At 40.3% G+C, this 23,674-nt stretch carries 20 protein-coding genes; 11 read left to right on the top strand and 9 right to left on the bottom strand.

The annotated features are described in order from the left end of the window. Positions 1–16: 16 nt before the first annotated feature. The gene (locus ACPEIW_RS00340) at positions 17–715 is read right to left on the bottom strand and encodes a phosphatase PAP2 family protein (protein ID WP_425663739.1); all 699 of its coding nucleotides are present in this window, start codon (positions 713–715) and stop codon (positions 17–19) included. A 210-nt stretch (positions 716–925) separates the two neighbouring features. Here ACPEIW_RS00340 and ACPEIW_RS00335 point away from each other — a divergent pair, with 210 nt between their 5' ends. From ACPEIW_RS00335 to pknB, 7 genes are read left to right on the top strand one after another with little or no spacing between them, the layout of a single operon-like run. Further along, positions 926–1,618, top strand: coding sequence for an FhaA domain-containing protein (locus ACPEIW_RS00335; protein WP_004131193.1), 693 nt, complete (start codon positions 926–928; stop codon positions 1,616–1,618). Positions 1,619–1,651: 33 nt separating this feature from the next. After that, on the top strand, positions 1,652–2,179 hold the full coding sequence (locus tag ACPEIW_RS00330) for an FHA domain-containing protein FhaB/FipA (protein ID WP_116438084.1): 528 nt from the start codon (positions 1,652–1,654) through the stop codon (positions 2,177–2,179). A gap of 4 nt (positions 2,180–2,183) precedes the next feature. Beyond that, the gene (locus tag ACPEIW_RS00325) at positions 2,184–3,938 is read left to right on the top strand and encodes a PP2C family protein-serine/threonine phosphatase (protein ID WP_425663736.1); all 1,755 of its coding nucleotides are present in this window, start codon (positions 2,184–2,186) and stop codon (positions 3,936–3,938) included. Continuing rightward, positions 3,935–5,359, top strand: a complete 1,425-nt coding sequence (locus ACPEIW_RS00320; protein ID WP_425663734.1) for an FtsW/RodA/SpoVE family cell cycle protein — start codon at positions 3,935–3,937, stop codon at positions 5,357–5,359. The genes ACPEIW_RS00325 and ACPEIW_RS00320 overlap by 4 nt, the downstream gene beginning before the upstream one ends. Beyond that, positions 5,352–6,818 carry a peptidoglycan D,D-transpeptidase FtsI family protein gene (locus ACPEIW_RS00315; protein ID WP_162862642.1) on the top strand — a complete coding sequence of 489 codons (1,467 nt, stop codon included), beginning with the start codon at positions 5,352–5,354 and terminating at the stop codon, positions 6,816–6,818. Before ACPEIW_RS00320 ends, ACPEIW_RS00315 begins: the two co-directional genes overlap by 8 nt. Then, a complete protein-coding gene (locus tag ACPEIW_RS00310) occupies positions 6,815–7,780 on the top strand; it encodes a serine/threonine-protein kinase (protein ID WP_004131203.1) in 966 nt (321 codons plus the stop codon). The genes ACPEIW_RS00315 and ACPEIW_RS00310 overlap by 4 nt, the downstream gene beginning before the upstream one ends. Further along, on the top strand, positions 7,777–9,837 hold the full coding sequence (gene pknB, locus ACPEIW_RS00305) for a Stk1 family PASTA domain-containing Ser/Thr kinase (RefSeq protein ID WP_425663731.1): 2,061 nt from the start codon (positions 7,777–7,779) through the stop codon (positions 9,835–9,837). Before ACPEIW_RS00310 ends, pknB begins: the two co-directional genes overlap by 4 nt. Before the next feature lie 231 nt (positions 9,838–10,068). Here pknB and ACPEIW_RS00300 read toward each other — a convergent pair whose 3' ends face one another. Beyond that, the gene (locus ACPEIW_RS00300; RefSeq protein ID WP_016793990.1) at positions 10,069–11,184 is read right to left on the bottom strand and encodes a class E sortase; all 1,116 of its coding nucleotides are present in this window, start codon (positions 11,182–11,184) and stop codon (positions 10,069–10,071) included. A 9-nt stretch (positions 11,185–11,193) separates the two neighbouring features. Then, a complete protein-coding gene (locus ACPEIW_RS00295; protein ID WP_032815999.1) occupies positions 11,194–11,985 on the bottom strand; it encodes a DUF881 domain-containing protein in 792 nt (263 codons plus the stop codon). 76 nt (positions 11,986–12,061) lie between these two features. Here ACPEIW_RS00295 and crgA point away from each other — a divergent pair, with 76 nt between their 5' ends. Then, positions 12,062–12,463: a cell division protein CrgA gene (crgA, locus tag ACPEIW_RS00290; RefSeq protein ID WP_004131207.1), complete on the top strand. Its 402-nt coding sequence runs from the start codon at positions 12,062–12,064 to the stop codon at positions 12,461–12,463. A gap of 121 nt (positions 12,464–12,584) precedes the next feature. On the opposite strand, the gene ACPEIW_RS00285 is transcribed toward crgA, so the two are convergent. After that, positions 12,585–13,916: a THUMP-like domain-containing protein gene (locus tag ACPEIW_RS00285; protein WP_425663728.1), complete on the bottom strand. Its 1,332-nt coding sequence runs from the start codon at positions 13,914–13,916 to the stop codon at positions 12,585–12,587. A 214-nt stretch (positions 13,917–14,130) separates the two neighbouring features. Next, positions 14,131–14,832, bottom strand: a complete 702-nt coding sequence (locus ACPEIW_RS00280; RefSeq protein ID WP_425663726.1) for a rhomboid family intramembrane serine protease — start codon at positions 14,830–14,832, stop codon at positions 14,131–14,133. Between the two features lie 218 nt (positions 14,833–15,050). Between ACPEIW_RS00280 and ACPEIW_RS00275 the strand changes: the two genes are divergently transcribed. Next, positions 15,051–15,260 (top strand): hypothetical protein, encoded by a 210-nt coding sequence (locus tag ACPEIW_RS00275; protein ID WP_032815991.1) that lies wholly within the window; start codon positions 15,051–15,053, stop codon positions 15,258–15,260. A gap of 104 nt (positions 15,261–15,364) precedes the next feature. On the opposite strand, the gene ACPEIW_RS00270 is transcribed toward ACPEIW_RS00275, so the two are convergent. Both ACPEIW_RS00270 and ACPEIW_RS00265 read right to left on the bottom strand, forming a co-directional pair. Then, on the bottom strand, positions 15,365–16,456 hold the full coding sequence (locus tag ACPEIW_RS00270) for a hypothetical protein (RefSeq protein WP_425663724.1): 1,092 nt from the start codon (positions 16,454–16,456) through the stop codon (positions 15,365–15,367). A 200-nt stretch (positions 16,457–16,656) separates the two neighbouring features. Further along, positions 16,657–19,140, bottom strand: a complete 2,484-nt coding sequence (locus ACPEIW_RS00265) for a glycogen/starch/alpha-glucan phosphorylase (RefSeq protein WP_425663722.1) — start codon at positions 19,138–19,140, stop codon at positions 16,657–16,659. A 243-nt stretch (positions 19,141–19,383) separates the two neighbouring features. Between ACPEIW_RS00265 and ACPEIW_RS00260 the strand changes: the two genes are divergently transcribed. Then, entirely contained in the window at positions 19,384–19,848 is a 465-nt protein-coding gene (locus tag ACPEIW_RS00260) for a sterol carrier family protein (protein ID WP_425663720.1), read from the top strand. An 82-nt stretch (positions 19,849–19,930) separates the two neighbouring features. On the opposite strand, the gene ACPEIW_RS00255 is transcribed toward ACPEIW_RS00260, so the two are convergent. Next, positions 19,931–20,356 (bottom strand): DUF3073 domain-containing protein, encoded by a 426-nt coding sequence (locus ACPEIW_RS00255; protein ID WP_410294439.1) that lies wholly within the window; start codon positions 20,354–20,356, stop codon positions 19,931–19,933. A 155-nt stretch (positions 20,357–20,511) separates the two neighbouring features. On the opposite strand from ACPEIW_RS00255, the gene trpS reads away from it, so the two are divergent. Further along, positions 20,512–21,603, top strand: coding sequence for a tryptophan--tRNA ligase (gene trpS, locus ACPEIW_RS00250; RefSeq protein WP_016801872.1), 1,092 nt, complete (start codon positions 20,512–20,514; stop codon positions 21,601–21,603). Positions 21,604–21,690: 87 nt separating this feature from the next. On the opposite strand, the gene ACPEIW_RS00245 is transcribed toward trpS, so the two are convergent. Further along, positions 21,691–23,496 carry a threonine/serine ThrE exporter family protein gene (locus ACPEIW_RS00245; RefSeq protein WP_425664347.1) on the bottom strand — a complete coding sequence of 602 codons (1,806 nt, stop codon included), beginning with the start codon at positions 23,494–23,496 and terminating at the stop codon, positions 21,691–21,693. Positions 23,497–23,674 lie beyond the last annotated feature (178 nt).

Raw genomic sequence — 23,674 nt, 5'->3', positions numbered from 1 at the left:
CTATTTGATATCTATATTATTTTAATTTTCTTAATATTTTGTTGTAAATAAAACTATTACTTTTAGATAGATTAAGAATAGACAAAACAAGTATTGGGTACATTATTGCAGAAGTTAAAACATCACTAGGGAAGTGTGCTGCAACAACAAGTCTAGAAATTGCAACAACAGCAACAATAATAATGCTAACGATTAATCCAAGCCTTAAGAAAGACTTATTTGCAATATAAATAATCATAAGAGCCATTGAACAAATAGCTACTGCTGCTGCAGTGTGACCGCTTGGGAAGCTTGGATCTGGTGGAACTTTAATTTTTACACCAATAAATGGCCTAGGCCTATGAACTATGAATTTAACAGCAAAGATATAAATCATTGGCAAAAGGCAAGTCGCAAGCTGTATTAGAGTTATGCGCCAATCTCGTTTTATAAAATAAGAAACAACAGACAAAATAAAAAGTATAACAATGCATGATTTTGTAGAAAAAACTATTGCAAGCAATTTAGAAAGAGCCATTATAAAAGACGGAGAATAGTTGTGGAAAAATGCTACGATTCCTGCTTCAAAAGATCTTTCTGCACTATTAACAAGCAAAAGTTTTCCAATTAACGGCACTAAAATCGCAAGAAGTATAACAGTAGAACACTTCTTATTATTAGTTATATAGAACTTTATTTTTTCTAAAAATTCGTAAAGCTTATTTTTTTGATTCATAATTAAAGATTACACTTAGAAATATATAATAAACTTGTAATATTAAATTGGTTTATAAGTTTTATTTGTTTATTTTGCATAATTTTGTAAAAATGTAGTATATAAACAAGTATGTAAATAAATTTAGCAAACGCATGTTTGGTATTTAGATGTGATTTGTACACCGTACGAGGTGACGAGTAGTATGAGGAAAGGTAGAAAGGGTTTACAATGAGCGTGCTTGACAGACTTGAGAAGAGCGTTGAAGGTGCAATGAATGGAGTCTTCGCAAAATTCGGGTCTAAAGACTTGCAACCTGTTGATCTTTCTAGTGCATTAGAGCGAGAAATTGATAACCAGTCTATGCCAATTGATCGCGATCGTACGGTTGCGCCAAATGAGTATCACTTTAAGCTTAGTACTCCAGACTTTGATCAGCTCGGTAGTGAAGCTTTAGCAAATGAGCTTGCGGATAATCTTACACAATATGCAAAAAGTCAGCATTATGCTTTTGTTGGCCCAGTTGCAGTTATTTTTGAAGAAGATACTGATCTTACAAAAGGTAATTTCAATTTAACTTCTGATTCTGTTCCAGGAAACGCTGTTCCTGTAACAACTCAAGAGCAGTCAGAAAATCATCCAATGCTGGAGATTAATGGAAATAGGTATTTGTTAACAAAAGATCGCACAATATTAGGCAGAGGTTCTGGTTGCGATATTGTTATTGATGATCCTGGAATTTCGCGTAGACATCTTGGAATAGACGTTACACCAGACGGTGTTATTGCTAGGGATCTTGGTTCCACTAATGGTACTTATGTTGAAGGTCATCAAACTCCAGCAGCAACGCTGTTAGATGGAAACACTATTACTATTGGGCGCACCCGTATTCTTTACTGGGCTTCGGATCAAGATCAGGAGTAGTAGACGAATACGTAAAGAGATACGAGTACACGCATGATATTAACCGAGTTGACTTTTGCTATACTTAAGTACAGTTTTTTAGTACTTTTGTGGGTATTCGTATGGTTTGCTGTTCGATCTTTACGCAAAGATATTGAGATTTTTAGTCCTAAAAAGTCTAAAGCTTGGAAGAATAAGTCTCATCGTAGGTCAAATCCTTCTAATGATGAATCTTTAAGAAATAACAATATTGCTTCTGCTAATTTAGAGAAGAATAATCAAGCTGAAATGCCAACTTTGCTTGTTATTATTGATGGTCCTTTAGCTGGTTCATCGTTCCCGTTGGAGCCTTCTGGCGTAACTCTTGGAAGATCTGCAAACAATACGGTTGTTCTAAATGACGAATTTGTTTCTTCTCATCACGCGCGCGTGTATTTTAATCAATCTGTAAATTCTTGGGTTCTTGAAGATTTAGGTAGCACTAACGGAACTATGATAGGTCATAGTAGAGTTAATGAACCTGTTGTTTTGCCTCCGCGCAAGCCTGTGCGAATCGGAGCAACAATGTTTGAATTGAGGTAAGTAAATGGCGCAATTCGATTCAAACATTGAAGATAAAACAAGTAGTCAAAAGCAGCAAGATCAAGTTGATTCTGCAAGTAATGGCGTTGCAAGTAGTGACGTTGCAAATGTTGTAAGTAGTGACGCTGTAAATAATAATCCAGTAAATAATGCTGCAAAAAGTGAAGAACAAAACTTAAATAAGGCATACTTTATAGATAAAGCGTTGTTTATGTATTCAACAGCTGTTAGCGATGTTGGTACTGTTAGAAGCAATAATCAAGATTCTGCGTTTGCTGGAGAAAGATTGGCCTCTATTTGCGACGGTATGGGCGGTCATGCTGGAGGAGATACGGCTTCTACAATCGCAATTAGGTCTTTAGCTCACATTGAGCAAGATTCAAGACCAAATGATGTAAAAGCTGTTTCTTCAATGATGGAAACCTCGATTATGGCTGCTCACGACGCAATTGTTGGCAAAGCCAAAAGAGAGCGCAGACTTGCTGGAATGGGAACAACAGTAACAGCCGTATCTCTTGTAAATGGTTACTGGGTTCTTGCACATTTGGGTGATTCTAGAGCGTACTTGTTGCGAGATAATCATCTTACAAGAATGACTTGCGACCATAGCTACGTTCAACATTTAATAGACACGGGTCACATTACGCCAGAAGAAGCAAGAAATCATCCGCAGCGAAATGTTGTTATGCGCGTTTTAGGTGATTTTGATATTGATCCAAGGCCAGATATTGCTATTAGGCAGGCGCACCCTTCCGATCGCTGGCTTTTATGCTCGGATGGTGTGTGTGGAGTATTAGAAGATTCCACAATTCAAGAAGTTATGAGCACTGTATCTAATCAAGAAGAGTGTGCTCAAAAACTTGTTTATATGGCACTTAAAGCAGGAAGCACAGATAATGCGACTGCTGTTATAGCAGATGCAACTTTGGCACTAGACGCAGATGCTTTTGATTTGCCTCACCAAACTCCATTAATTGGCGGTGCTGCAAGCAAAGATTTAGAGTCTATAGCAGATATTGTTAATAAGGCTGTTTCTTCTACGCCACCATTACGTGAAGGTAAAGATTCTCCTGCTCAAAGAGCTGCTGCTCTTATGCAAACAGACGCAAAATCGGCGGAAAAAGATGAGAAAATTGTAGAAACTACTCGACTTGTGCAGCCTTCTCATTTAAGAAACGAAGAGGAATTAAGATCTACAGACACAAACGAGATTCCTATTGTAAAAAAGAAGAACGGTAGAATATCAACAGATCCTAGGGATCCAGATGTTCAGCGTGCTGTTAAAAGAGAACAGGCAGAAGCACATAAAGCAAATAGAATTAGAAGAAGATGGATGAGAATAGGTGTTGCTTTTGCAACGCTTGTTGTGTGTGCGATTGTTGCTTGTGGAGCTTATCTTGTTTATTCTTGGACTCAAAAGCAATACTACATTGGCAAGGGAAACGGCAAAGTAGTTATTTATCAAGGTGTTCCTACTAACATATTTGGATTAGAGCTTTCACACCAGATTGAAGAAACAAATATTAGAGTTAAGAATCTAGATAAGTCTTGGCAAGATCAGCTTGACGAAGGTATTAGCTTTAGCAGTCTTAAAGAAGCAAGAGGTCATGCAAGGCTAATCGGAAGAGAAATGCGCGCTCGAGAAAGCGAGAAGCGCGGCAATAAGCCAAAAAGTATTATTTCTAATTCAGATAATAAAGACGGAAACAATAGTGGAGTCGTAGATTCAAGCAATGATTCAGGAGGTAAAACCTCGTGAACATGTTTAGTATGCGTATTAAGCAAATATCTTTGCTTCTGTTTTCTGTAATTATATCTGCAGTGGCATTTTTGCAAATGTTTCTAAGGATTAATGGATTCGTTCCAGCAAACTATGTTGGTATGCTTGCTTTAACAACAGCGTTGTACCTTGTTTTGTGGGGCGTTTTGATTGTAAAAAAGCCTTATTCTAGCCAGGTAATACTCCCTTGTATTCTTCTTCTTACAGCTATTGGAACTGTTATGATTGCAAGAATAGATAAACAGCACAACACTAATGTTGCTATGAAACAGCTTATTTGGGTTTGTGTTGCTCTTGTATTATCCATAATTTTTGTGATGGTTCTAGAAGATTATAGGATTCTTAGAAGATTCTCGTACGTTAGCATGGTGATTGGTCTTGTTCTTCTTTTATCTCCAATGCTTCCAATAGTCGGTAAGGAAATTGGCGGAGCGAGAATTTGGATTGGTTTTGGAAACCACACTATTCAGCCAGGAGAATTTGCAAAACTATTCTTAGCTTTCTTCTTTGCAGCATACTTGTTTGATCATAGAGACAGACTTGCAGTTGGTGGAACAAAGATTTTTGGAATTCATCTTCCACGATTCAAAGATATGGGTCCTATAGCGCTTGTTTGGGCTGCTTCAATGTGTGTGCTTGTTGTGCAACACGATTTAGGAACATCATTAATGTTCTTTGCAATGTTTGTTTCTATGCTTTACGTTGCAACTGGAAGAAAAGGCTGGCTTGCAATAGGCTTTATAGCATTTATAATTGGATGCCTAGTTGCTGTTAAACTTTTTGCACACGTTCAATACAGAGTTGACGCTTGGCTTAACCCATACGACCCCGTTATTTACAACAGATTCCCAGGCGGGTCTGCTCAAATTGTTACTGGATTATTTGGCCTTGCTGCAGGAGGTATAACTGGAACGGGATTAGGCCAAGGTCATCCTTCTTTAACGCCACTTGCTAACTCAGATTTTATTTACGCTTCGGTTGGGGAAGAATTAGGATTAACTGGGCTGTTTATAGTCTTAATGCTTTACATGATTATTATTGCGTCTGGCATGATTACAGCTATGAAGATTAAAGACGGTTTTGGAAAGCTTCTTGCATCTGGTCTTGTTTTTACAATGGCATTCCAAGTATTTACTGTTGTTGGCGGAATTACGCTTGTTATTCCACTTACTGGCTTAACAATGCCTTATATGGCAGCTGGAGGGTCTTCTCTAGTTGCTAACTATTTGCTTGCATCTATTTTGATTGTTATATCTAATGCGGCTAATAAGCCGGAGGCTGCTATATCGTCTGATACTTTCCAATACGAAGCTTTAGCTGCTCTTAGGGAAAGAGAGCTTAAGCAAAGAGAAAATAAGTCCTCTAATCTTAAAGAAGATGGGGGTGAATCTTATGAATAAATGTTTGAAGCAGCTTTTTAGTGCAGTAATTGTGTTGTTTGTTGTTTTATGTATTTCTAGCACGTATATAACATCTATAAAAGCAAACGAATTAAATTCTGATCCTAGAAATAGGCGCGCGTTATATCACGAATTTGGCGCTCCAAGAGGAGCAATTCTTGCATCCGATGGAACTGTTTTAGCAAAGTCAGATCCATCTAAAGATGCGTTCGTGTATCAAAGGTCATATTTTAACGGCCCTGTTTATGCTCCAATAACGGGTTATTATTCGATAAGTCAAAGGGCAGATAGGGGCATAGAGGCTTCTAGAAATCAGCTTTTAAGTGGAGAATCCGACGCGTTATTCCTTCAAAAGTTTAAGTCTCTATTTACAGGAGCAGAAAACAGAGGTGCTTCTATAGAAACATCTATTAACACTAAGCTTCAAACTCTTGCATACAATCTGTTAAAAGACAAGAATGGCGCTTTAGTTGCAATAGAGCCAAAAACTGGAAGAATACTAGCAATGGTTAGTACGCCTAGCTACGATCCTTCTTCTCTTGCATCTCACAATGTTGCTTCAGCAAACAGAGCATATAAGGATCTTATATCTAACATATATAATCCAATGCTAAATCATTCAATATCTGAACTTTATGCTCCTGGTTCTACTTTCAAAACGGTTGTTGCGGCAACTGCGCTAGAAACTGGAAAATATGATTTAAATACTTCGATTCCAGCTGGATCTTCGTACACTCTTCCAGGAACGCAAACGCATCTTACGAATGTTGTTCCAAGCGCTAGCGGATCGAATGGTCAAATATCTTTTGAAGATGCTCTAGCTTATTCTTCAAATACTGCATTTGCACAACTAGGAGTTTCTTTAGGATCGGATGCGATTGTTAAGCAGGCTAAAAAGTTTGGATTATTTAGCTCATTTACTTTAGATGGATCTGATTCAACAGGATTCCCAATGAGAGTTGTTGCGTCTTTGCTTAATCAAAAGCCAACGCAAGATAAGCTTGCTCTTCAGTCGATTGGTCAGGGAGACGCTAGGGTTACTCCTCTTCAAAACGCTATGATTGCAGCTGCTATTGCAAATAATGGAACACTTATGAAGCCAACGCTTGTTGATTGCGTAAGGTCTAGTGACTTGTCTGTTATTTCTCAAACAACGCCTACGGTTATGAGTCAGGCTTTAAGCGCGCAAAGTGCTGCAAAACTCAATGCTATGATGCAAAGTGTAGTTGTAAAAAGTAATCAAAATCTTTCTTTGCCAAATGTTGCTGTTGCAGCAAAATCGGGAACAGCACAAATTGGGTTTAGAAATCAAGCTATTAATGGGTGGGTTATTGGATTTGCTCCTGCACAAGATCCTAAAATAGCTGTAGCAGTTGTTATTCACAACGCTAGTACGTATGGAACGCTTACAGCAGGGCCAATTATGAGACAGGTGATGAAGGAGGCGCTTAAGCAATGAAACTTGTTGAAGGACAGTTAGTTCATCATCGATACAGACTAGATAGAAGACTTGCACAAGGAGGCATGGGAGAAGTCTGGAAGGGCTTTGATATACAGCTCGGCAGGATTGTTGCCGTTAAAGCGCTTAGAACCGATACAAGCAATGTTGAAGCTAAATTACGCAGACTTAGAGCAGAAGCACATAATTCAGCAAATCTTGCTCACCCAAATATTGCAGCGTTATTTGACTACTACGAGCATGATGGCATTGGTTTTTTGATTATGGAATATGTTCCCAGCAAGTCTTTAGCAGACTTATATCATAAAGAAAAAACTGTTGAGCCAACGCGATTGCTGCCTATACTTATTCAAACTGCAAGAGGTCTTTTTGTTGCACATTCCCATGGCGTTATTCATAGAGATGTTAAGCCAGCAAATATTATGGTTTCCGAAACGGGAAGCGTAAAGATAACAGATTTTGGTGTTTCGTACTCTAGCGACCAAGAGCAGATTACTCAGGATGGAATGGTTGTTGGAACAGCTCAATACATTTCCCCAGAGCAAGCTCAAGGAGAGCAAGCAACAGCCCAGTCCGATATTTATTCTCTTGGAGTTGTTGCATACGAAGGACTTTGTGGGCATAGGCCATTTACTGGAACTACTCCTGTAGATATTGCAGCCGCACACGTTAATGACCCTGTTCCACCTCTTCCAGATAGTGTTGACCTTCAATTAAGACAGTTTGTAATGTCAATGCTTTCTAAGAATCCAAAAGATAGACCTAAAGACGCTCTTGTTGTTTCAAAAGTGCTTGCAAAAATTGAAAGAAGACTTTTGGATCAGCAAACAGCGTTTAACAATAAAAACACAATAGATTCTTCCAATGCTCAGCGCATTAAACGCAGCGTTAGAAGTGTTCCAAAAACACAAGTTAATATTATTAACATTTTGAATAATAACGACCGCAAGGAGCAGCAATGAGTAACACAATGCCTACCTCATTAGCGAATGGACGGTACCAATTAGGTGAATTGATTGGCCGCGGTGGAATGGCCGAAGTGCGAGTCGCAGAAGATAAGCGCTTGGGTCGTACCGTTGCTGTTAAAATCATGCGTTCTGATTTGGCAAATGACGAAATCTTTTTGTCTCGTTTCCGCCGAGAAGCACATTCTATTGCGCAAATGAATAATCCAAACATAGTGAATATCTATGATTCTGGAGAAGAGTCTGTTGTAGACGACAATGGCGTAGAAGAGCATTTGCCGTATCTTGTTATGGAATATGTTAAAGGAAAAACGCTTCGCGATATTCTTAAGATGAATGGCGCTTTAAGCCAGCGTGATTCTGAGCAGGTTATGCTTGGAGTTTTGAACGCCCTGGAGTATTCGCATAGAATGGGCGTTATTCACCGAGATATTAAGCCTGGAAACATTATGATTTCCGAGCAGGGCATTGTTAAGGTTATGGATTTTGGAATCGCAAGAGCGCTAGACGATTCTGCAACAACAATGACACAATCGCAAGGTGTTGTTGGAACTGCGCAATATTTGTCTCCAGAGCAGGCCCGTGGAGAACAGGTGGATATGAGATCCGACTTGTATTCTGCAGGATGCGTCTTATACGAGATGCTAACTGGAAGGCCGCCTTTTACTGGCGATTCTGCAGTTGCAATCGCATATCAGCATGTTTCAGAAGTTGCAACTCCTCTAAGTACGCTTGTTCCAGGTCTTCCTTCAATGTGGGATAAGATTTGCGCAAAAGCAATGGCAAAAGATAGGCAGAATAGGTACGCAACGGCTGCTGAATTTAAGAACGACATATTAGCGTTTATGAACGGCGGTGTTCCAGTTGCAGCAGCATTTAATCCGCTAACAGATTTAGCTAATATGCGCGCAAGAAAGCAGGCAGAGCAGAATGCGGCAACTCAAGCTATTGGAGCGGCAGACACTGCATCTACTCAAAGTTTTGGCGCGATTACAGGCCAGTTTGATGCGTATCCAAATACGGGCTACAACACAAGAGCCGCTCAGCGCGCTGCAAATCAGGCAAAAAGAAGTAAGCGCATTGTTATTGCTTCTGTTGTGTCTGCGATTGTTTGCGCGATTGTTGTTGGCGGAATTCTATTTATGCTAAATCGCAGTAAGCTAGCTGGAGATATTGTTGTTCCAACATTTAGCGAAACTACAACTCAAGATGCTGCTAAAGAAAAGCTTCGCGCGCTTGGTCTTATTCCAGATATTTTGGAAGACGATAAGTCTACTAAGCCAGAAGGTACTTTTACCAAGCAATCTCCTAAAGGTGGAGAGAAGGTTGCGTCTGGGTCTAGAGTTAGCGTTTGGTTCTCTATTGGTCCTCAATCAACTAAGGTTCCAGATGTTACTGGAAAGTCGCAAGAAGCAGCTAGAAAAGCTCTTGAGCGCGCAGGATTTAAGATTTCTAACGTTAGAGTGGAAGATAGTACAGACGTTAAAAAGAATCACGTTACTAGAACTGACCCAGTTGCAGATTCGTTTGCCGATAAAGGTTCAATGGTAACTTTGTACATTTCTTCTGGCTTAACTAAGGTTCCAGATGGAATGGTTGGGCAGTCCAAAGATATTGTTGCTGGAGAATTGCAAAATCTTGGATTTACTGTTAATACCGTAGAAGAAGAATCCGACACTGTTGCAGAAGGAATGGTTACTAAAATGAATCCGTCTTCTGGAGCTGCTGTAAAACCTCATAGCGCTATAACTGTGTATGTTTCTAAAGGAAAGCCTAAGGTAGAAGTTCCGCATATTGCTCTTGGAACATCAACACTAAAGCAAGCTAAGCAAATACTAGAAGCAAAGGGCTTTAAGGTTGTTGCTGATGGCTCCGCTACAGATGACGATATTGTTGATAGTATGTCGGAAAAAGAAGGGTCTAAGATAGATAAAGGCTCTACAATAACGCTTACTGTAAAAACTCCTCAGCCTTCTGTAGACACCACTACAAAGCCTGGAAGAACTTCAACATCTGACTCATCTTCTACAACAACAAGCGATAGTGATAAATAACAAGAAGCCACCTAGCTTGCCGTTGCTTTAACGGTGCTAGGTGGCGTTTTGTATTTAACTTGTAAGCTATTTAACTTGTAAGCTACTAAGATTAATAGTTTGTGTTTTAATAAGCTGTTTTAATAAGCTAGCAAACCAATGATTTATGAGCTGCTTGTAATCTAATAAGCTAGAAAACTAATTAGATAAGTAAACTGTAAACTAATAGATTCCTAGCTTATTAGTAGCGATTTAATAAATCGTTGTTGTGTATGCAGACATTTCTCTTAAGAATGGAATTGTTGCCGAAGCAAACGGATATATCCATTGCATAAGAATTGCAATTGCTGTTACGTAGATTAGTGCACAAAGAACTAATCTTATTGGCAAAATACCAGGCTGCAAGCGCATAAGTCCGCCAAAAATGCTAAATTCTGGCTTTGGCTTTAATCCAGCTCGAATTTGACGTCTTAGAGGCCACTGCCAAGCTATAGCTGCTGCAGCGAAGATAATAATGTACGCAACTATAGCAATAAGCATAATTGGCACAAGTGAATCTAGCTTAGAAACCAAAGATTGCTGTTCGTTGTTTACAAACTTAACTTGACCGTTTGCATCTACCGTAGAAAGCTCTTTAGGAATACCGTCGGAAACCTTAGCCCAATAATCAAACTCGCCAAAGCTAATAAAGCGGAACTTAGGAGTTGAATATTTTGGCTCACAAGTAACAAGCGTAATCATGCGCTTTTTAGGATTCTTGCTGTGATTTATTGGGTCTTGATCAAGAACTTCACTTTGATCTGGTCTAACAATCTTGTGAGTAACGTACTTATAAACGAACCAATAATCTTTTGTGCGAATAATAATAGGATCGCCCTTTTGGAATCGGTCAACGTCTGCTAAAGGCTGACCGTAACCATTTCGGTGACCACTAATAGCCAAGTTTCCAATTTCTCCTGGCATTTCTGTTTTAGGGAAGTGTGCAAGTCCTCGCCTATTTAATATTTCTAGGCTAACGCCTTCAACAATATTGCGCTCCCATTGATCGCCAAACCTAGGAATGTATGCTCGAGCAACAAGTTCTCCATACTTTACTTTTTGCAATTTAGGAGGATCGTCTACTTGAGGAAGAGCAATCTTGGTTTTTTTACCAGCAGCAGGATTCTTCCACGAAACAGCCTCTCTGGTTTCAAACTGTACATGCTCGGATTGAGCGCCCGTCCACCACATTTGCCAGACAATGTACAATGCGCAAACAACTGCAAAAGCTATAAGAAGTTCTCCAACAACGCCAGCTATTGTCCAAAGTGCGCTAGCCTTTGTTGCTTTGGCTTCGCTACGTTCGTGCTTGTAGTTAGAACGCTTCATTTTACTCCTTTATTGTTTGGTGGAATGGTGTTGGGGAATATTGTCAATAATATCTGCATCTTTTGGAACCGATGCAAACCTTAGAGGCTGCAATAATGCAGACGACTCTAAGAACTTTAGGTTCCCCCTTTTTTCCACTTTCCATCCCAGCCCAAAAGTACTGACATAGTCTTTATATGTTTGAATTGCTGGAGAATTATCCAACGATTCTATCATGTCTTCTATTGAGCCAATAGCAGATATTCTATACGGTGGCGAGTACTGATGGCCTTGCAGCATAAGCACATTTCCAATACAAACAACAGCTGAATTAAACAAGATTCTTTGACCCTGAATTGTTATAGCCTCCGCTCCGCCTTTCCATAGGGCATTTATAACGGCTTCTATATCTTGTTGGTGAATTACATAGTCATTTATGTTTGCGGAGCTTCCAGACCCGTTTACGGCCGTTTTCCAAAGTGGTGAATCGTTTAGCGTTACAGTAATTCCTGGTCCTTGTATTGCTGGAAGTATTGTGCTTGCACCAGTATCGTCGGAAGAATCAGACCCGCTTGTGCTGCTTGTTAACGTTTTGTTTAGAAGATTAACTTTAGAATCTAACTCTTTAACCTCTTCTCTCAAAGATTTTGCTCTTTGAGAATTTCTTTCCACCATTTGCCCCGTATCGGAAGTTACGAATGCAGTACGATTTATGCGCAAATTAGTAACGAATAAGTAACCAGTAAAACAAATTGCTAGGGCAACGGCAACGCTTCCTAACAGCGATTTTCTAGCGCCGTGTTTACCTGTTTGTTTTGCCATATTACCCATTCTTCTTCTTGCGTTCGAGTGTAACTATTATTATAGCGTGTAGCCGATTGATTGGAGTGTTACTGTTATGGCTGACGAAGAATTGAATAAATTGAACACCACTTCATCTGCCGATGTGGATGAATCTCAAAACTCTTCTAAAGAAGACTTGTATGGTGTTCCTATGGAACAGGTTGAAGCTGTTTTGAATGCAACTGCCGATAAAGAGTCGTTGTCTCCGCAAATACAGCGCATGATGAAGCGTCAAGAAGAAAATACTCGCAGAGTTGAAGAGTCCATTAAGGGCACTAAAGCTAATGCTGGATGGTTTGTTCCACTATTTTGCACGCTTATGATTGTTGGCTTGTTCTGGGCTGTTATTTATTACTTGAATCCTGCTTTGCCAATTCCAGGAATTGGAGCGTTTAATCTTTTGATTGCAGCATGCTTGGTTATGGCTGGGTTCTTAATGACAATGTGCTGGAGATAGTTTGTATATAGCTTGATAGCTTTATATAGCTTGTAGATAATTTGATTTTGGCTGCATGTAATAAGCATGCAGCCATTTTTCATATGCGTGCTTTGTGTGTTTTGCGCATTTTGTGTGTTTATTACTCCGCTTTACTTGCACAAATAAGAACATGATTATTTTTAGAATCGGTAGTTGCAATAATCCTAGTGTTTCCACCGTCTTTTAACTTAAGTCGTTTTTTTAAGTCGTTTACACTCAGCGGAAAATTGTATGTTGCAATATTTGCGTAAGTTATTTTAGAAAGAGCTTTGCTTATTTCTTTTTTGTTTAAGCTACAAATATTGTCTATTTTCCAAATGTTTCCAGGAAAATCTGATTTATATTCGCAAGATATAAAAACGTGGCTGTTGCTTGCGATTTGAACCACGCTGTATTTAGAGCTTAAAATCTTAAAGCATCCCGACTTCATAATTGAAGAGTTTGGCTCATAAACATATTTAGCACAGTTTTTCCAATCGCTTATTGAATCATTTGAGTTATTTGAATCATTTGAGTTTTGCTCGTTTTTTATGTGTGATTCCTGCGATTTTTGCGTATCTTGTGATTCTTCTACTTTATTTAAGTCTGGATTGTATTTTGCGTTAAAAACGGTTACTGAATCGTTGTTTGCGCAATAAACTTCAATATTTGAATGCATGTTTGAGTCCAACACTAAAAGCAGCTCTTTGCACTCGTTATTGTGCGAAACAATGTGTACTTGACTAACGTTTCCACAAAAATCGCAAACAGATTTTCTCCAATCAAGCATTGGAGATAGTTTAATAATCACAAATTTCGCTACTTGCAGCATGCGTTGTTTTAGTTCTAAAACATTAGGCGTGCAATCTTTAATCGCGTATGTTCTAGCTCCACTTTTATCTCGTCTTGCTGGATCAATGTAAATAATCGTTGCGTAGTCTACTTTTTCTAGCACTTCTACGCTTGTTGAGTTTACGCATTGAACATTGTTTAAGCGCATAACAGTCATATTGTGTTGGCTTATGGCCGATAGTTCTTCTTGAGTTTCTACGCAAATGGCTTTGCAAAACTCTTGGCTCATAATTGCGCAATCTACTCCAAATCCGCCAGTTAAGTCGATTAGGGTTGTTTTGCACTTATCAATATTGTTGTTTTTTATAAGACGATTTGCTATGCGTGCTTTATATTGCGCGGTTGCTTGCGACGAGCACTGTTCCATAGAAATATGTGATGGGTAAATAACTTGATTGTTTTTATACCACATTGGCAGTTTTGTTTTTGCAATCTGCTTTCCGCTTATTTGATTAACAGCAAAAGCAACATTCACGTTTGGGTTATTAGACGCTTTTAGTGCAGCTTCTTTTGGGTTTGTGTTTTGATTTTGAAAAATAAAATCAATAGTTTGCTGATTTTGATCTTGTAGTTGTTTTGTGTGAATGTTGTTAGATTGCATAATTCTATTTTTGATTAAGGTTTAGAGAAAGTCACAATTTTTCAAAAATGTGGATAACTTTTATACACTTGTTAACATGGCTGAAAATGCAGAGTTATCAACGATTGTGTATAACAATGTGGATAACTTATTTAGATATACCCATGTTATACCCAGGTTATGCACATTTATGTCCACAATTGTGGAGAACTACACGCGTGTAATTTAACGAGATTTATTGTAAACAGAATGCGCTTATTGCCAGAAGAACAATAAGTGTTAGTAAAGAGTAAACAGCAAATCTCTCATTAAAAGATGCTTTTTTAAGAAGAGGATTATTAGTGCCGAGTAAAGCAGACAGAACTATTCCAGTAACAATTCCACCAATATGAGCTTGCCAAGCAATATTTGGAACCAAAAGAGGCATTGCAAGCGTTAGGCCAATCCAAATTAAAGTGCCATTAACGCTTTCGCCAAGTCGCCATTGCGCAACCAAAAGAGCGCCAATAAGCCCCATAATCGCTCCCGAAGCCCCATAAGCTGCAATCACCCAGTCTTGTGTAAGCTTTGAGTAAAGTAGAGTTGCAACGCATCCACCAAGCCCACTAATAGCGTATAAGAAAAAGAACTTCCATTTACCAAAGAATCTCTCAAGCTCTACGCCAAGCGAATACAAGCAAATCATGTTAAAAAGAATGTGCGTAAGTTCTGGCGCGTGAACAAACATAGACGTAAACCAAGTCCAGCTTGCTTTTGTAATCAAAAATGGCGCAAAAGCAGTATTTTCAACAAATAGTTGATATGCGCTTGGCAAAAAAGTGTGAAGAATTATCTCAATAATCCACACAAACACGCAAATGTAGATAATTGAATACGTTGCGGTTTTGCAATTAGTTTTAAAGCGCTTAACAATAGTGTTTATGTCAAAATTGTTCATAAAATAACATTATCTAATTGCATACACAAATTTGCATACATAAGTAGTAACCATAATGGTCATTAAAAATGTTTTGTAAGATTTATGCTGTTTTGTGCATAAAAATATAATAAAAAGATGCAAGTGTTAAAAAAAATCACTATTATAGTGAATACACGAGTAAACTCGATACAAACGTTGACTTGGACGAGCAGGTCAGCTTAACGAAAGGAGCCATCATGGAGAACAGGTCCTCTGGCGGTTGGAAGTTCTTTGCACTGCTCTTTGGAGCACTGCTCGCAGGTATTGCAGCATTGTATGTTTACAAGCAGCATAATCCTGATTACGATCCATGGGAGCAGCCATGGGAGAACAGCTCTTCGCCAATTAACATAGGCGCAGAAAAAGAAGATAAAGACGCAGAAGCTGATAAGCCAGTAGAAGCTTAATAGCTTAACTGTTTATAAACGTAAGTGGCGGTAGATTTCTTTGAGAACCTGCCGCCACTCGTGTTTTATTTTGTTTTTTATTTTGTGTTTTATCTAAATATTTTTTAGAACCAAGAAGAACGAGGACGAGTGTTCTGTTCGATTCCTCTTGTATTGTCTGCAATCTCTCTAGTGTTGTTAGCAATTGCGCTTGTATTGTCTGCAATAATAAAGCTATTAACGCATGTCATAGTTTGAAGAACGTTAGAAATCTTCTGTAGCTTAATCATCTCTTCTTGATTCTCAAGCATTGTCTTCTGATTATCAACCATAGCATTCAGCTTTTGCCGCATATCCATTTGATTATTAAGAACTTGGTTATGATATTGATCTCGCTTGTATGCAGTAATCATCTCTTTGATTGTATCTGCCTCGTGATTCTTAACTAGAGAAATAAAATATTCAACAGAATCTAAAACATAGTAATCATTTGGATACCACGAAGAAGTTTCTGCAAGCATACGCTCTTTAATGTCATTCATTTCTTTGTATAATGCGCTACGACGCTCGTCAACCATGTTATTGTGTTGAACAATCTGATCATTCTTCTCTTTAATTTGTGCATTTAATTCAGAAACACGTTTTTCTTCTTTATTGTTATCGCGATTAATTTTTTTATTATATTTTTTAACAATAATCGCAGCTACAATAGCCGCAACAACGAATGCAATAACATTAATAGCAGCATAAAATACAAACGATCCAACATTGTTGTATTTAACCGAAAAAGTATAAGCATTCCACAATCCACTAAGCCAAGCTAATATAAGCAGAACCAGTAAGACTCTTCCTGTAATTAACATTGCTTTGCTGTTCTTTGCTTTTCCAACAGCAAATACAGCTGTTATAACTGCGCAAAAAATAAGTCCGTTAATATTTCCACTTAGTGCAGTAATAACTCCGAATACGACGCTAAAGGCTATACCAGCCATAAAAAGACCATAATCAGATTTTTCTTTAGCGCTGTCTGTTTTGATAAGTTTTTTAAGAATAAGTTGCTGTTCAGATAGTAATTGTCGTTTTTCTTTTTCTGCTTGCATAAACAAGCTAAGTTTTTCATTAAACTTTTGTATATAATCCCTTACAGAATATAATCCGTTTAATAATTCGGCACCTTCTGGTAGCAAACTATGCTGCATATTTTCTTCTACAGACATATTTTTTCCTTAATCTTAGATTAATTAAAACGTATATTTACCGCGTTATATTGTATGACTTTAAGATTACAAGTAACACATTTTATAAAAGATTGAAGAACGCATAAAACGCATAAAACATATAAAAAGAGCAGCGGAAAAATGTTTCCACTGCTCCTTTTATTTATTTAATGGCTATTACAGTCATTAGCGCCTTTTGCTTATTCAGCAGTTGGAAGAGCGCCAGTGTGCCAAATGCGATCGAGGTAATCTTCGATAGAGCGATCGGAAGAGAAGTAACCAGAGTTGGCTACGTTCAACACAGCCATGCGTGCCCACTTCATTGGATCGCGGTAAGTTTCCTCAATTTGAGCTTGAATATCCATGTAAGAGCTGAAGTCAGCCATTGCCATGAAGTAATCGTGGGTAAGCCAATCATTAACGAGTGGCTCGTACACGCTCTTGTCGCCGTTGGAGAAGGTGCCGTCAGCAACCATGTCTACAGCAGTCTTCAAGCGAGGATCAGACTCGTAGTACTTGCGGGAGCCGCCGTGATCGTAGCCTTCAGCGTAGAGCTTCTCAACCTCGTCAACAGTCATGCCGAAGAGGAAGAAGTTCTCAGCGCCAACGCGTTCACGAATCTCAACGTTTGCACCGTCGAGAGTACCAACAGTCAAAGCACCGTTCAAAGCGAACTTCATGTTACCAGTGCCAGAAGCTTCCTTACCAGCTTGAGAAATCTGCTCATCCAAATCGGTTGCAGGAATCAAGTTCATAGCAAGTTCAATGTTGTAGTTCTCTGGGAAGAACACTGCAAGCTTGCCCTTGCATGCTGGATCGTTGTTCACAACGCGAGCAACATTGTTGATGAGCTGAATCGTAAGCTTTGCCATAGCATAGCCTGGAGCGGACTTAGCGCCGAAGAACACGGTGCGTGGAAGCATCTTGTCTACATCGATTGTACCATTCTTGATTCCAGCGTATGTGGAGATAACCTGGAGAATCTTCATGGACTGGCGCTTGTACTCGTGCAAACGCTTAACAATGGTGTTAAACATAGTGTCTGGGTTGATTTCAAAGCCATACTTGTGCTTTGCAAAATCAACGAAGGCAAGCTTGTTCTCCTGCTTGACTTTAGCGAACTTCTTAACGAAGGAAGGATCGTCAGCCAATGGCTTCAAACCTTCAAGAAGCTCCAAATCACCCTGCCATGCGTCGGTGCCCAAGCCCTCAGTAATAAGAGCAGACATGCGTGGGTTGCTCAAGCGCACGAAACGACGAGGAGTTACGCCGTTAGTAACGTTCTTGAACTTATCTGGGTAAACGCTGGAGAAGTCCTTTAAGGTGACGTCCTTCAACAACTCAGAGTGAAGCTCAGCAACACCGTTAACGTAAGATCCGCCGTAAGTAGCCAAGTAAGCCATGCGAACTACAGCGCCTTCGCCATTTTCGTCGGCGTCGGTAGCGATGCGCATGCGCTCAACCTGATCCTCGGAAACGCCCTTGCTGCGAAGCTCGTTGCGGAACTGCTCGCTAATGCCCTGAATAATCTCAAGGTGGCGTGGCAAAAGTTCGCCAATAAGCTTGGCTGGCCAAACTTCCAAAGCTTCTGGAAGAAGCGTGTGGCAAGTGTAGTTGAAGGTCTTGGTGGTAATGCCCCAAGCGGTGTTCCAATCGTAGCCGTATTCGTCCATAAGAACGCGCATAAGCTCTGGAATGCCGATAACTGGGTGAGTATCGTTCAACTGGAAGTTGATCTTACTTGGGAAGGTTGTAAGATCTGGCTTATCTTGACCAGGATAGAACACGCGGATTGCATCGTGAATAGAAGCAGCTACGAAGAAGTATTGCTGCTCAAGACGCAAAGCCTTGCCCTGTGGAGTGGAATCTTCTGGGTAAAGAATCTTAGAAATGTTTTCTGCTTCAACCTGTGGCTTAACAGCATCCAAGTACTCAGACTTGTTGAAGGTGAGCAAATCAAATTCGTCGTAAGACTTAGCAGTCCACAAGCGAAGAGTGTTTACGCGACCAGAATTGTAGCCTGGAACCATGTAGTCAACTGGTACTGCGCGAACAGCCCATGCTGGCTTCCAAACGCGCTTGCCGTTTTCTTCAACAACTTCGCCGCCGAAGTTAACGCGCTGATCTCTGCCGTAGTCAACGTGACCCCATGGCTCTTCGTTGCTAAGCCAGTAATCAGGGGTTTCTACCTGCTTACCCTGCTCGTCGAAGCGCTGCTTAAAAATGCCGTAACGATATTGGATGCCGTAGCCGAATGCTGGAACGCCGATAGAGGCGAGCGAGTCAATAAAGCAGGCTGCGAGACGACCCAAACCGCCGTTACCTAAACCTGGCTCATACTCAGCATCGATAACATCTTTTGGCTCAAAACCAAGCTTTGTAACAGCCTTGTTGAACTGATCGGTAAGGCCAGCGTTAAGCAAAGCATTTTCAAGCTGCTTGCCCATTAAGAACTCTGCGCTTAAATAGCCAACAGCCTTTGTGTTTCCGTTAATCATGTCATGCTGTGTCTGCATCCAAGAGTCCATCAAATGACGACGGACAGCGGTAGCAGCGGCAACATACACATCAGCCGTAGTGGCCTGTTCTGGGGTGACACCCTGGGTGTACTTCAGATGTTCTTGAAGTTCTTTGGCAAATGCCGCCGCAGTAGTCTTGGCTTTCGGCGCGACGTGTTTAGTCATATTTGACTCCTTGTGCCGTGAATAATATATTTACCTAAAATGTGCGAATAGCAACCCTTGATTATGTTGGTTGTAGCCGCGCCAAATTGCACTTAACAAGACGGTACGCGGCAATGCACACGTTTTCATTGTTGATGATACCACAACCCCAAACCCTTATTAATAATTATTCACAATATGACTTTTATAAAACAACATTAAAATCGCAAATAATAGTTAGATAATTTGTGAGATAATTCAAATATGGCTGTTATACGAGAAGCGGATATAAGTAGTGCTAAAAAATCGTTTGAGACGTGGGCAAATAGCGCAAAATCTTATATAAATTCTATGAAAATAGATTCTACGAACAGTAAAAAAGATTTGTGTTGCGTAAATTCTAATAAGATTGGCGTTAGCGTAAACGATGAAGCAATGGCTGTTAGATATTCGCTTTATGTGTTAGAGCATATAGCTCCTGGTTGCGCTGTGGAAGTAAGAGTGGCCCCTTGGGGAGCTGTAAAAATCTTAGAAGGTCCACATTCGGATCCGCACAATTTAACGCCGCCAGATGTTATAGAGCTTGACCCAGATGTTTGGTTGCGACTTTCTTGCGCAATAACAAAATGGGATTACGAGCAGCAAATTGGGAATATAAGCGCAGTTGGAGAGCGAGACGATTTAAGCAATTTGCTGCCCGAACTTACAAAAGCTCTTTTTAATAATTAAGGCGAGTCTGCCTATTTGCAACCTACTTATTTGCTTATCTACTTATATAAGTAAGTGTTTTTGCGCAATTTTTGTGTAAAACTCACTTGTTCTTATGCATAAAATTAGGCATCGGCATAGGAATGTGATGATGAACAACGCCAGAATTACTAGACGACTTGTCTTTAGTAGCGGCTTGAGCTGCGGATTGGGCTGCCCACTTTGCGTAATCGTCTAAGTCGTCATCTCCACTCGAAACGGAATCGTGCAAGCTGCCAGCGTTATCATTACCAGCATTAGTGTTGGTGTCTTTAGAATCGTCTTTTACAGAAGAACTTTCGGAATTATCTTGATTATCTAGATAATCCTCATTCTTGTAGCTATCAGATTCAAACGGATCGAAGGATCCTTGACCAGGCTCGTGAGTATTAAGCTCTTTAGCAAGCTCGTCGTAATCCGTATCGGTCGTCAGGTATTTGAGCTTACGGGCAATTTTCTGTTGCTTTGCCTTCTGTCGTCCGCGGCCCATCTGACCCCCTCTAATTTACCGAAACAATCAATTCATCACACAAGAGCGTACCACTTTGCCGCAACAGAGTATATTGTCTGAGCGAACTTTTACCATAAAAGCCATATTTTAGGCGTAAAAATCGCAAGAAAAATTGCGTGTGTAAGGAGTTAGAAATGGCAGAAGAAGCACAGGTTACAGCTGCTGGAAACGAGATAAGCGCAAGCTTTGTGGCAGCTCAAAAACGTTCAGATGCAACACTTGAGAAGCTAAAAGCAAATCCTAGCTCCTTTACAATGCTTACGGGAGATAGGCCAACAGGAAGGCTTCACTTAGGTCATTATTTTGGTTCGATTCGTGAGCGTGTCGCAATGCAAAATCTTGGCGTAAATACAAACGTGATTATTGCAGACTATCAGGTTATTACAGATAGAGACACTGTTGAACACGTAGAAGATAACGTGCTAAACCTTGTTCTTGACTACATGGCTGCTGGAATTGACCCTAAGAAAACCATGATTTTTACTCACTCCGCTGTGCCTGCAGAAAACCAGCTTATGCTGCCATTCTTGTCTTTAGTTACAGAAGCAGAATTGCATAGAAATCCTACTGTTAAAGCCGAAATGGAAGCTTCTGGTCATGCTTTAACAGGACTTTTGCTTACGTATCCGGTGCATCAAGCTTGCGATATTCTGTTTTGCAAAGCAAACGTTGTGCCAATTGGCAAAGATAATTTGCCGCATATTGAGATTACGCGCACGATTGCTCGCAGGTTTAACGAGAGATACGCAAAGAAGAATCCTGTTTTTCCAGAGCCAGCTGCGATTCTTTCGGATACGCCAGAAATCCCAGGATTGGATGGGCGCAAGATGAGCAAGTCTTACGGAAACTCGATTATGCTTGGCGCAACTGCCGAAGAAACAGCAAAGTTGATTAAGAAGAGTCCAACTGATTCTGAACGCACAATTACTTTTGACCCAGTGGCTCGTCCGCAAGTTTCTGCGCTTTTGACTACTGCGGGTTTGGTTACAGGCAGAGATCCAAAAGATATTGCGCAAGAAATCGGCAACGCGGGCGCAGGAGCACTAAAAGCGTATGTTATTGAATCTGTAAACAACTTCCTTGCTCCACACCGCCAGCGTAGAGCGGAATTGGCAAAAGATATGGATACGATTCGAGATATTTTGCACGATGGAAATGCAAGAGCTGCTGCGATTGCGCAAGAAACACTTGATCAAGTGCGCGAAGCAATGAATATGAAGTATTGATTAATTCTTGCTTGATTGCATACAAATAAAACGCCCAGTAGCAGCTGGGCGTTTTTGTTTATTAGCTTATGACTATTATGACTATGGCTAAATGTCGTATCGCCAGCTTTTATCTGTTATAACGCGCGCAACTGCAAGTCCTAATGGCAAGCAAATAATCACCATAAACGCGCGGAAAGTCCAGTCTAAAGCAGGAAGAGTATTAAACTGACCGAGATAGAACATTGCGCGATACATATAAAGTCCAGGAACCATAATCACAATAGATGGAACCGTAAGACCAATGCGCGGATATCCTAAGTATTGCGGCGCCCAGCCTCTATGCACAATTGCACGCCAAGCGGAAGCCAAAAGACCAGCAAGCAAAGCGCCAGTAAACGCTGCGATCTCTGCAGCTACGCCAAAATCAGCCATTGTTAAGCGCAAAGTATCGGTAATTGCGCCGATTATTCCAGCAACAAAACACATTCTTTGAGGAGAATTAAACAGAACGGAGAATCCCCACACGCCTGCAAACGCTGTAATCATTCTAAGAACAGCATTAAGCCAAGGGTTTAAGCCAAGTGGAGTAAAGCCTTGAGGGTCCAACTGAACAAGACTTGCAACCATCCATCCTGCAAGAGTACCCATTAGAATAATCGCCATTGTGTAGCAAAGCCGCTGAATGCCAGAAGGAAAATCAATCTTAGCAATATCTAAGCCGCCTGTAATAAGCGGGAAGCCTGGAATTACAAACAAAACAGAGCCAATATAAGCCGTATTGTGATGCAAAGCAGAAGGGTCAAAGCAGCCAACAATGCGCAAAGAAGCAATGCAACTTAAAGCGCCAACAGCAACAGCAATAAACGTTACAACAAATTGGTTTAGATGATGCATAAACATGCGTCTTCTAACGTAGTGGCCGATTCCAGCTCCAATAAAAGCACCAAGCATATCGTAAGCGCCGCCGCCGAGCAAAAATGCGAAGGATGCGCATGCTACTGCAGACGCAAGGCCTGCAAACCACGGTTTATAAAGAGGCTTGCGGTTTTTGATTAGGTCTAGACGGTCGTGAACTTGGCGAACGGTAAGCGGCGCGGAAAAATCGCCAGCAGGATTTGCGTTAGATGAAGTAGCAGAATTGTTTTTAGGATCTGAATTCAAATTATTTTGGCTATGTTGAGCATTTTTAACATTCTTGACATTTTTAACGTGAGAAAAATGCTCAACATACGTTTTTTCTGGCTGGAGCGCAAAAATTCCGCGAGGTTTTTCTTTGCGAATCGCCTCTTGAATTGCCATTTTTTCTTCGACTTTTGCAGCATTCTCCTCTGACTGCTTAGCTGTTTGAACAATCGCGTTCTCGTTGCTGCTAGCTTGAAGAGTGTCTACTAATTCCTTGGAAACGGTGGCTTTTGAATGGTATAAGGAATCATTTCCAAGTTTAACGTTAAACCAGTCTGCAAAATGTTCGAGCAACCAAATTCGCTCAGTGTTTACGCCAGTAGTAGGCAAATCAACAACTTCTGTAATTCGCTCATGCTTATCTGTGCAAGTAGCTTCAATATCTGTTAGATTAACGTCTGCACGAACATTTACACCCATCGGTTCGCCAACCCTATGCATAAGCTCGCGAACGCGGTAGCTTCCAGTGCCAGCGCCTAAACCTAAAGCGCCAACACGAATAATAATGCTGGATTTTGCGGCAATTCCAGCTTGCGTAACTGGTTTATCCCAATCGCGCTCAACATCTTCCATATCTAGCGGAATCGCGTGCGTTTGAAAACGGCCAGAAGGCTTTCCAACAATATGGCCAGTCGAAAGTATTTTTGGCTTATTACTATCGCTGTTACTGCCGTTATTATTGCTGCTATTGCTATCGCTGCTATCCGCGTTATTCTCTTCTATGCTCACAATTTTTAGTATACGCATTGCATTGCCTATAAAAATTTATATAAAAAATTTATATAAAAAATCAGTCCTAAGGTCGGTTCACAATTATTTTGGAATCTCGCTGGAAACAAAGGCTGTGGGCTTGCAACTTTTGACCTAAATAACCGCGGAGGAGCCGTGGAAGTCGAATGACCAAGCA

It is taken from the genome of Gardnerella piotii (genome assembly GCF_049815665.1).
In the GTDB taxonomy this organism is placed as follows: Bacteria; Actinomycetota; Actinomycetes; order Actinomycetales; family Bifidobacteriaceae; genus Bifidobacterium; species Bifidobacterium piotii.
The sequence above is the reverse complement of the archived record's forward strand: the minus strand, read 5'-3'. Positions and strand labels throughout refer to the sequence as shown.

Coding starts and splice junctions, on each gene's coding strand:
- ACPEIW_RS00340 (WP_425663739.1), bottom strand. CDS start 715: ATGAATCAAAAAAATAAGCTTTACGAATTTTTAGAAAAAATAAAGTTC.
- ACPEIW_RS00335 (WP_004131193.1), top strand. CDS start 926: ATGAGCGTGCTTGACAGACTTGAGAAGAGCGTTGAAGGTGCAATGAAT.
- ACPEIW_RS00330 (WP_116438084.1), top strand. CDS start 1,652: ATGATATTAACCGAGTTGACTTTTGCTATACTTAAGTACAGTTTTTTA.
- ACPEIW_RS00325 (WP_425663736.1), top strand. CDS start 2,184: ATGGCGCAATTCGATTCAAACATTGAAGATAAAACAAGTAGTCAAAAG.
- ACPEIW_RS00315 (WP_162862642.1), top strand. CDS start 5,352: ATGAATAAATGTTTGAAGCAGCTTTTTAGTGCAGTAATTGTGTTGTTT.
- ACPEIW_RS00310 (WP_004131203.1), top strand. CDS start 6,815: ATGAAACTTGTTGAAGGACAGTTAGTTCATCATCGATACAGACTAGAT.
- pknB (WP_425663731.1), top strand. CDS start 7,777: ATGAGTAACACAATGCCTACCTCATTAGCGAATGGACGGTACCAATTA.
- ACPEIW_RS00300 (WP_016793990.1), bottom strand. CDS start 11,184: ATGAAGCGTTCTAACTACAAGCACGAACGTAGCGAAGCCAAAGCAACA.
- ACPEIW_RS00295 (WP_032815999.1), bottom strand. CDS start 11,985: ATGGCAAAACAAACAGGTAAACACGGCGCTAGAAAATCGCTGTTAGGA.
- crgA (WP_004131207.1), top strand. CDS start 12,062: ATGGCTGACGAAGAATTGAATAAATTGAACACCACTTCATCTGCCGAT.
- ACPEIW_RS00285 (WP_425663728.1), bottom strand. CDS start 13,916: ATGCAATCTAACAACATTCACACAAAACAACTACAAGATCAAAATCAG.
- ACPEIW_RS00280 (WP_425663726.1), bottom strand. CDS start 14,832: ATGAACAATTTTGACATAAACACTATTGTTAAGCGCTTTAAAACTAAT.
- ACPEIW_RS00275 (WP_032815991.1), top strand. CDS start 15,051: ATGGAGAACAGGTCCTCTGGCGGTTGGAAGTTCTTTGCACTGCTCTTT.
- ACPEIW_RS00270 (WP_425663724.1), bottom strand. CDS start 16,456: ATGTCTGTAGAAGAAAATATGCAGCATAGTTTGCTACCAGAAGGTGCC.
- ACPEIW_RS00265 (WP_425663722.1), bottom strand. CDS start 19,140: ATGACTAAACACGTCGCGCCGAAAGCCAAGACTACTGCGGCGGCATTT.
- ACPEIW_RS00260 (WP_425663720.1), top strand. CDS start 19,384: ATGGCTGTTATACGAGAAGCGGATATAAGTAGTGCTAAAAAATCGTTT.
- ACPEIW_RS00255 (WP_410294439.1), bottom strand. CDS start 20,356: ATGGGCCGCGGACGACAGAAGGCAAAGCAACAGAAAATTGCCCGTAAG.
- trpS (WP_016801872.1), top strand. CDS start 20,512: ATGGCAGAAGAAGCACAGGTTACAGCTGCTGGAAACGAGATAAGCGCA.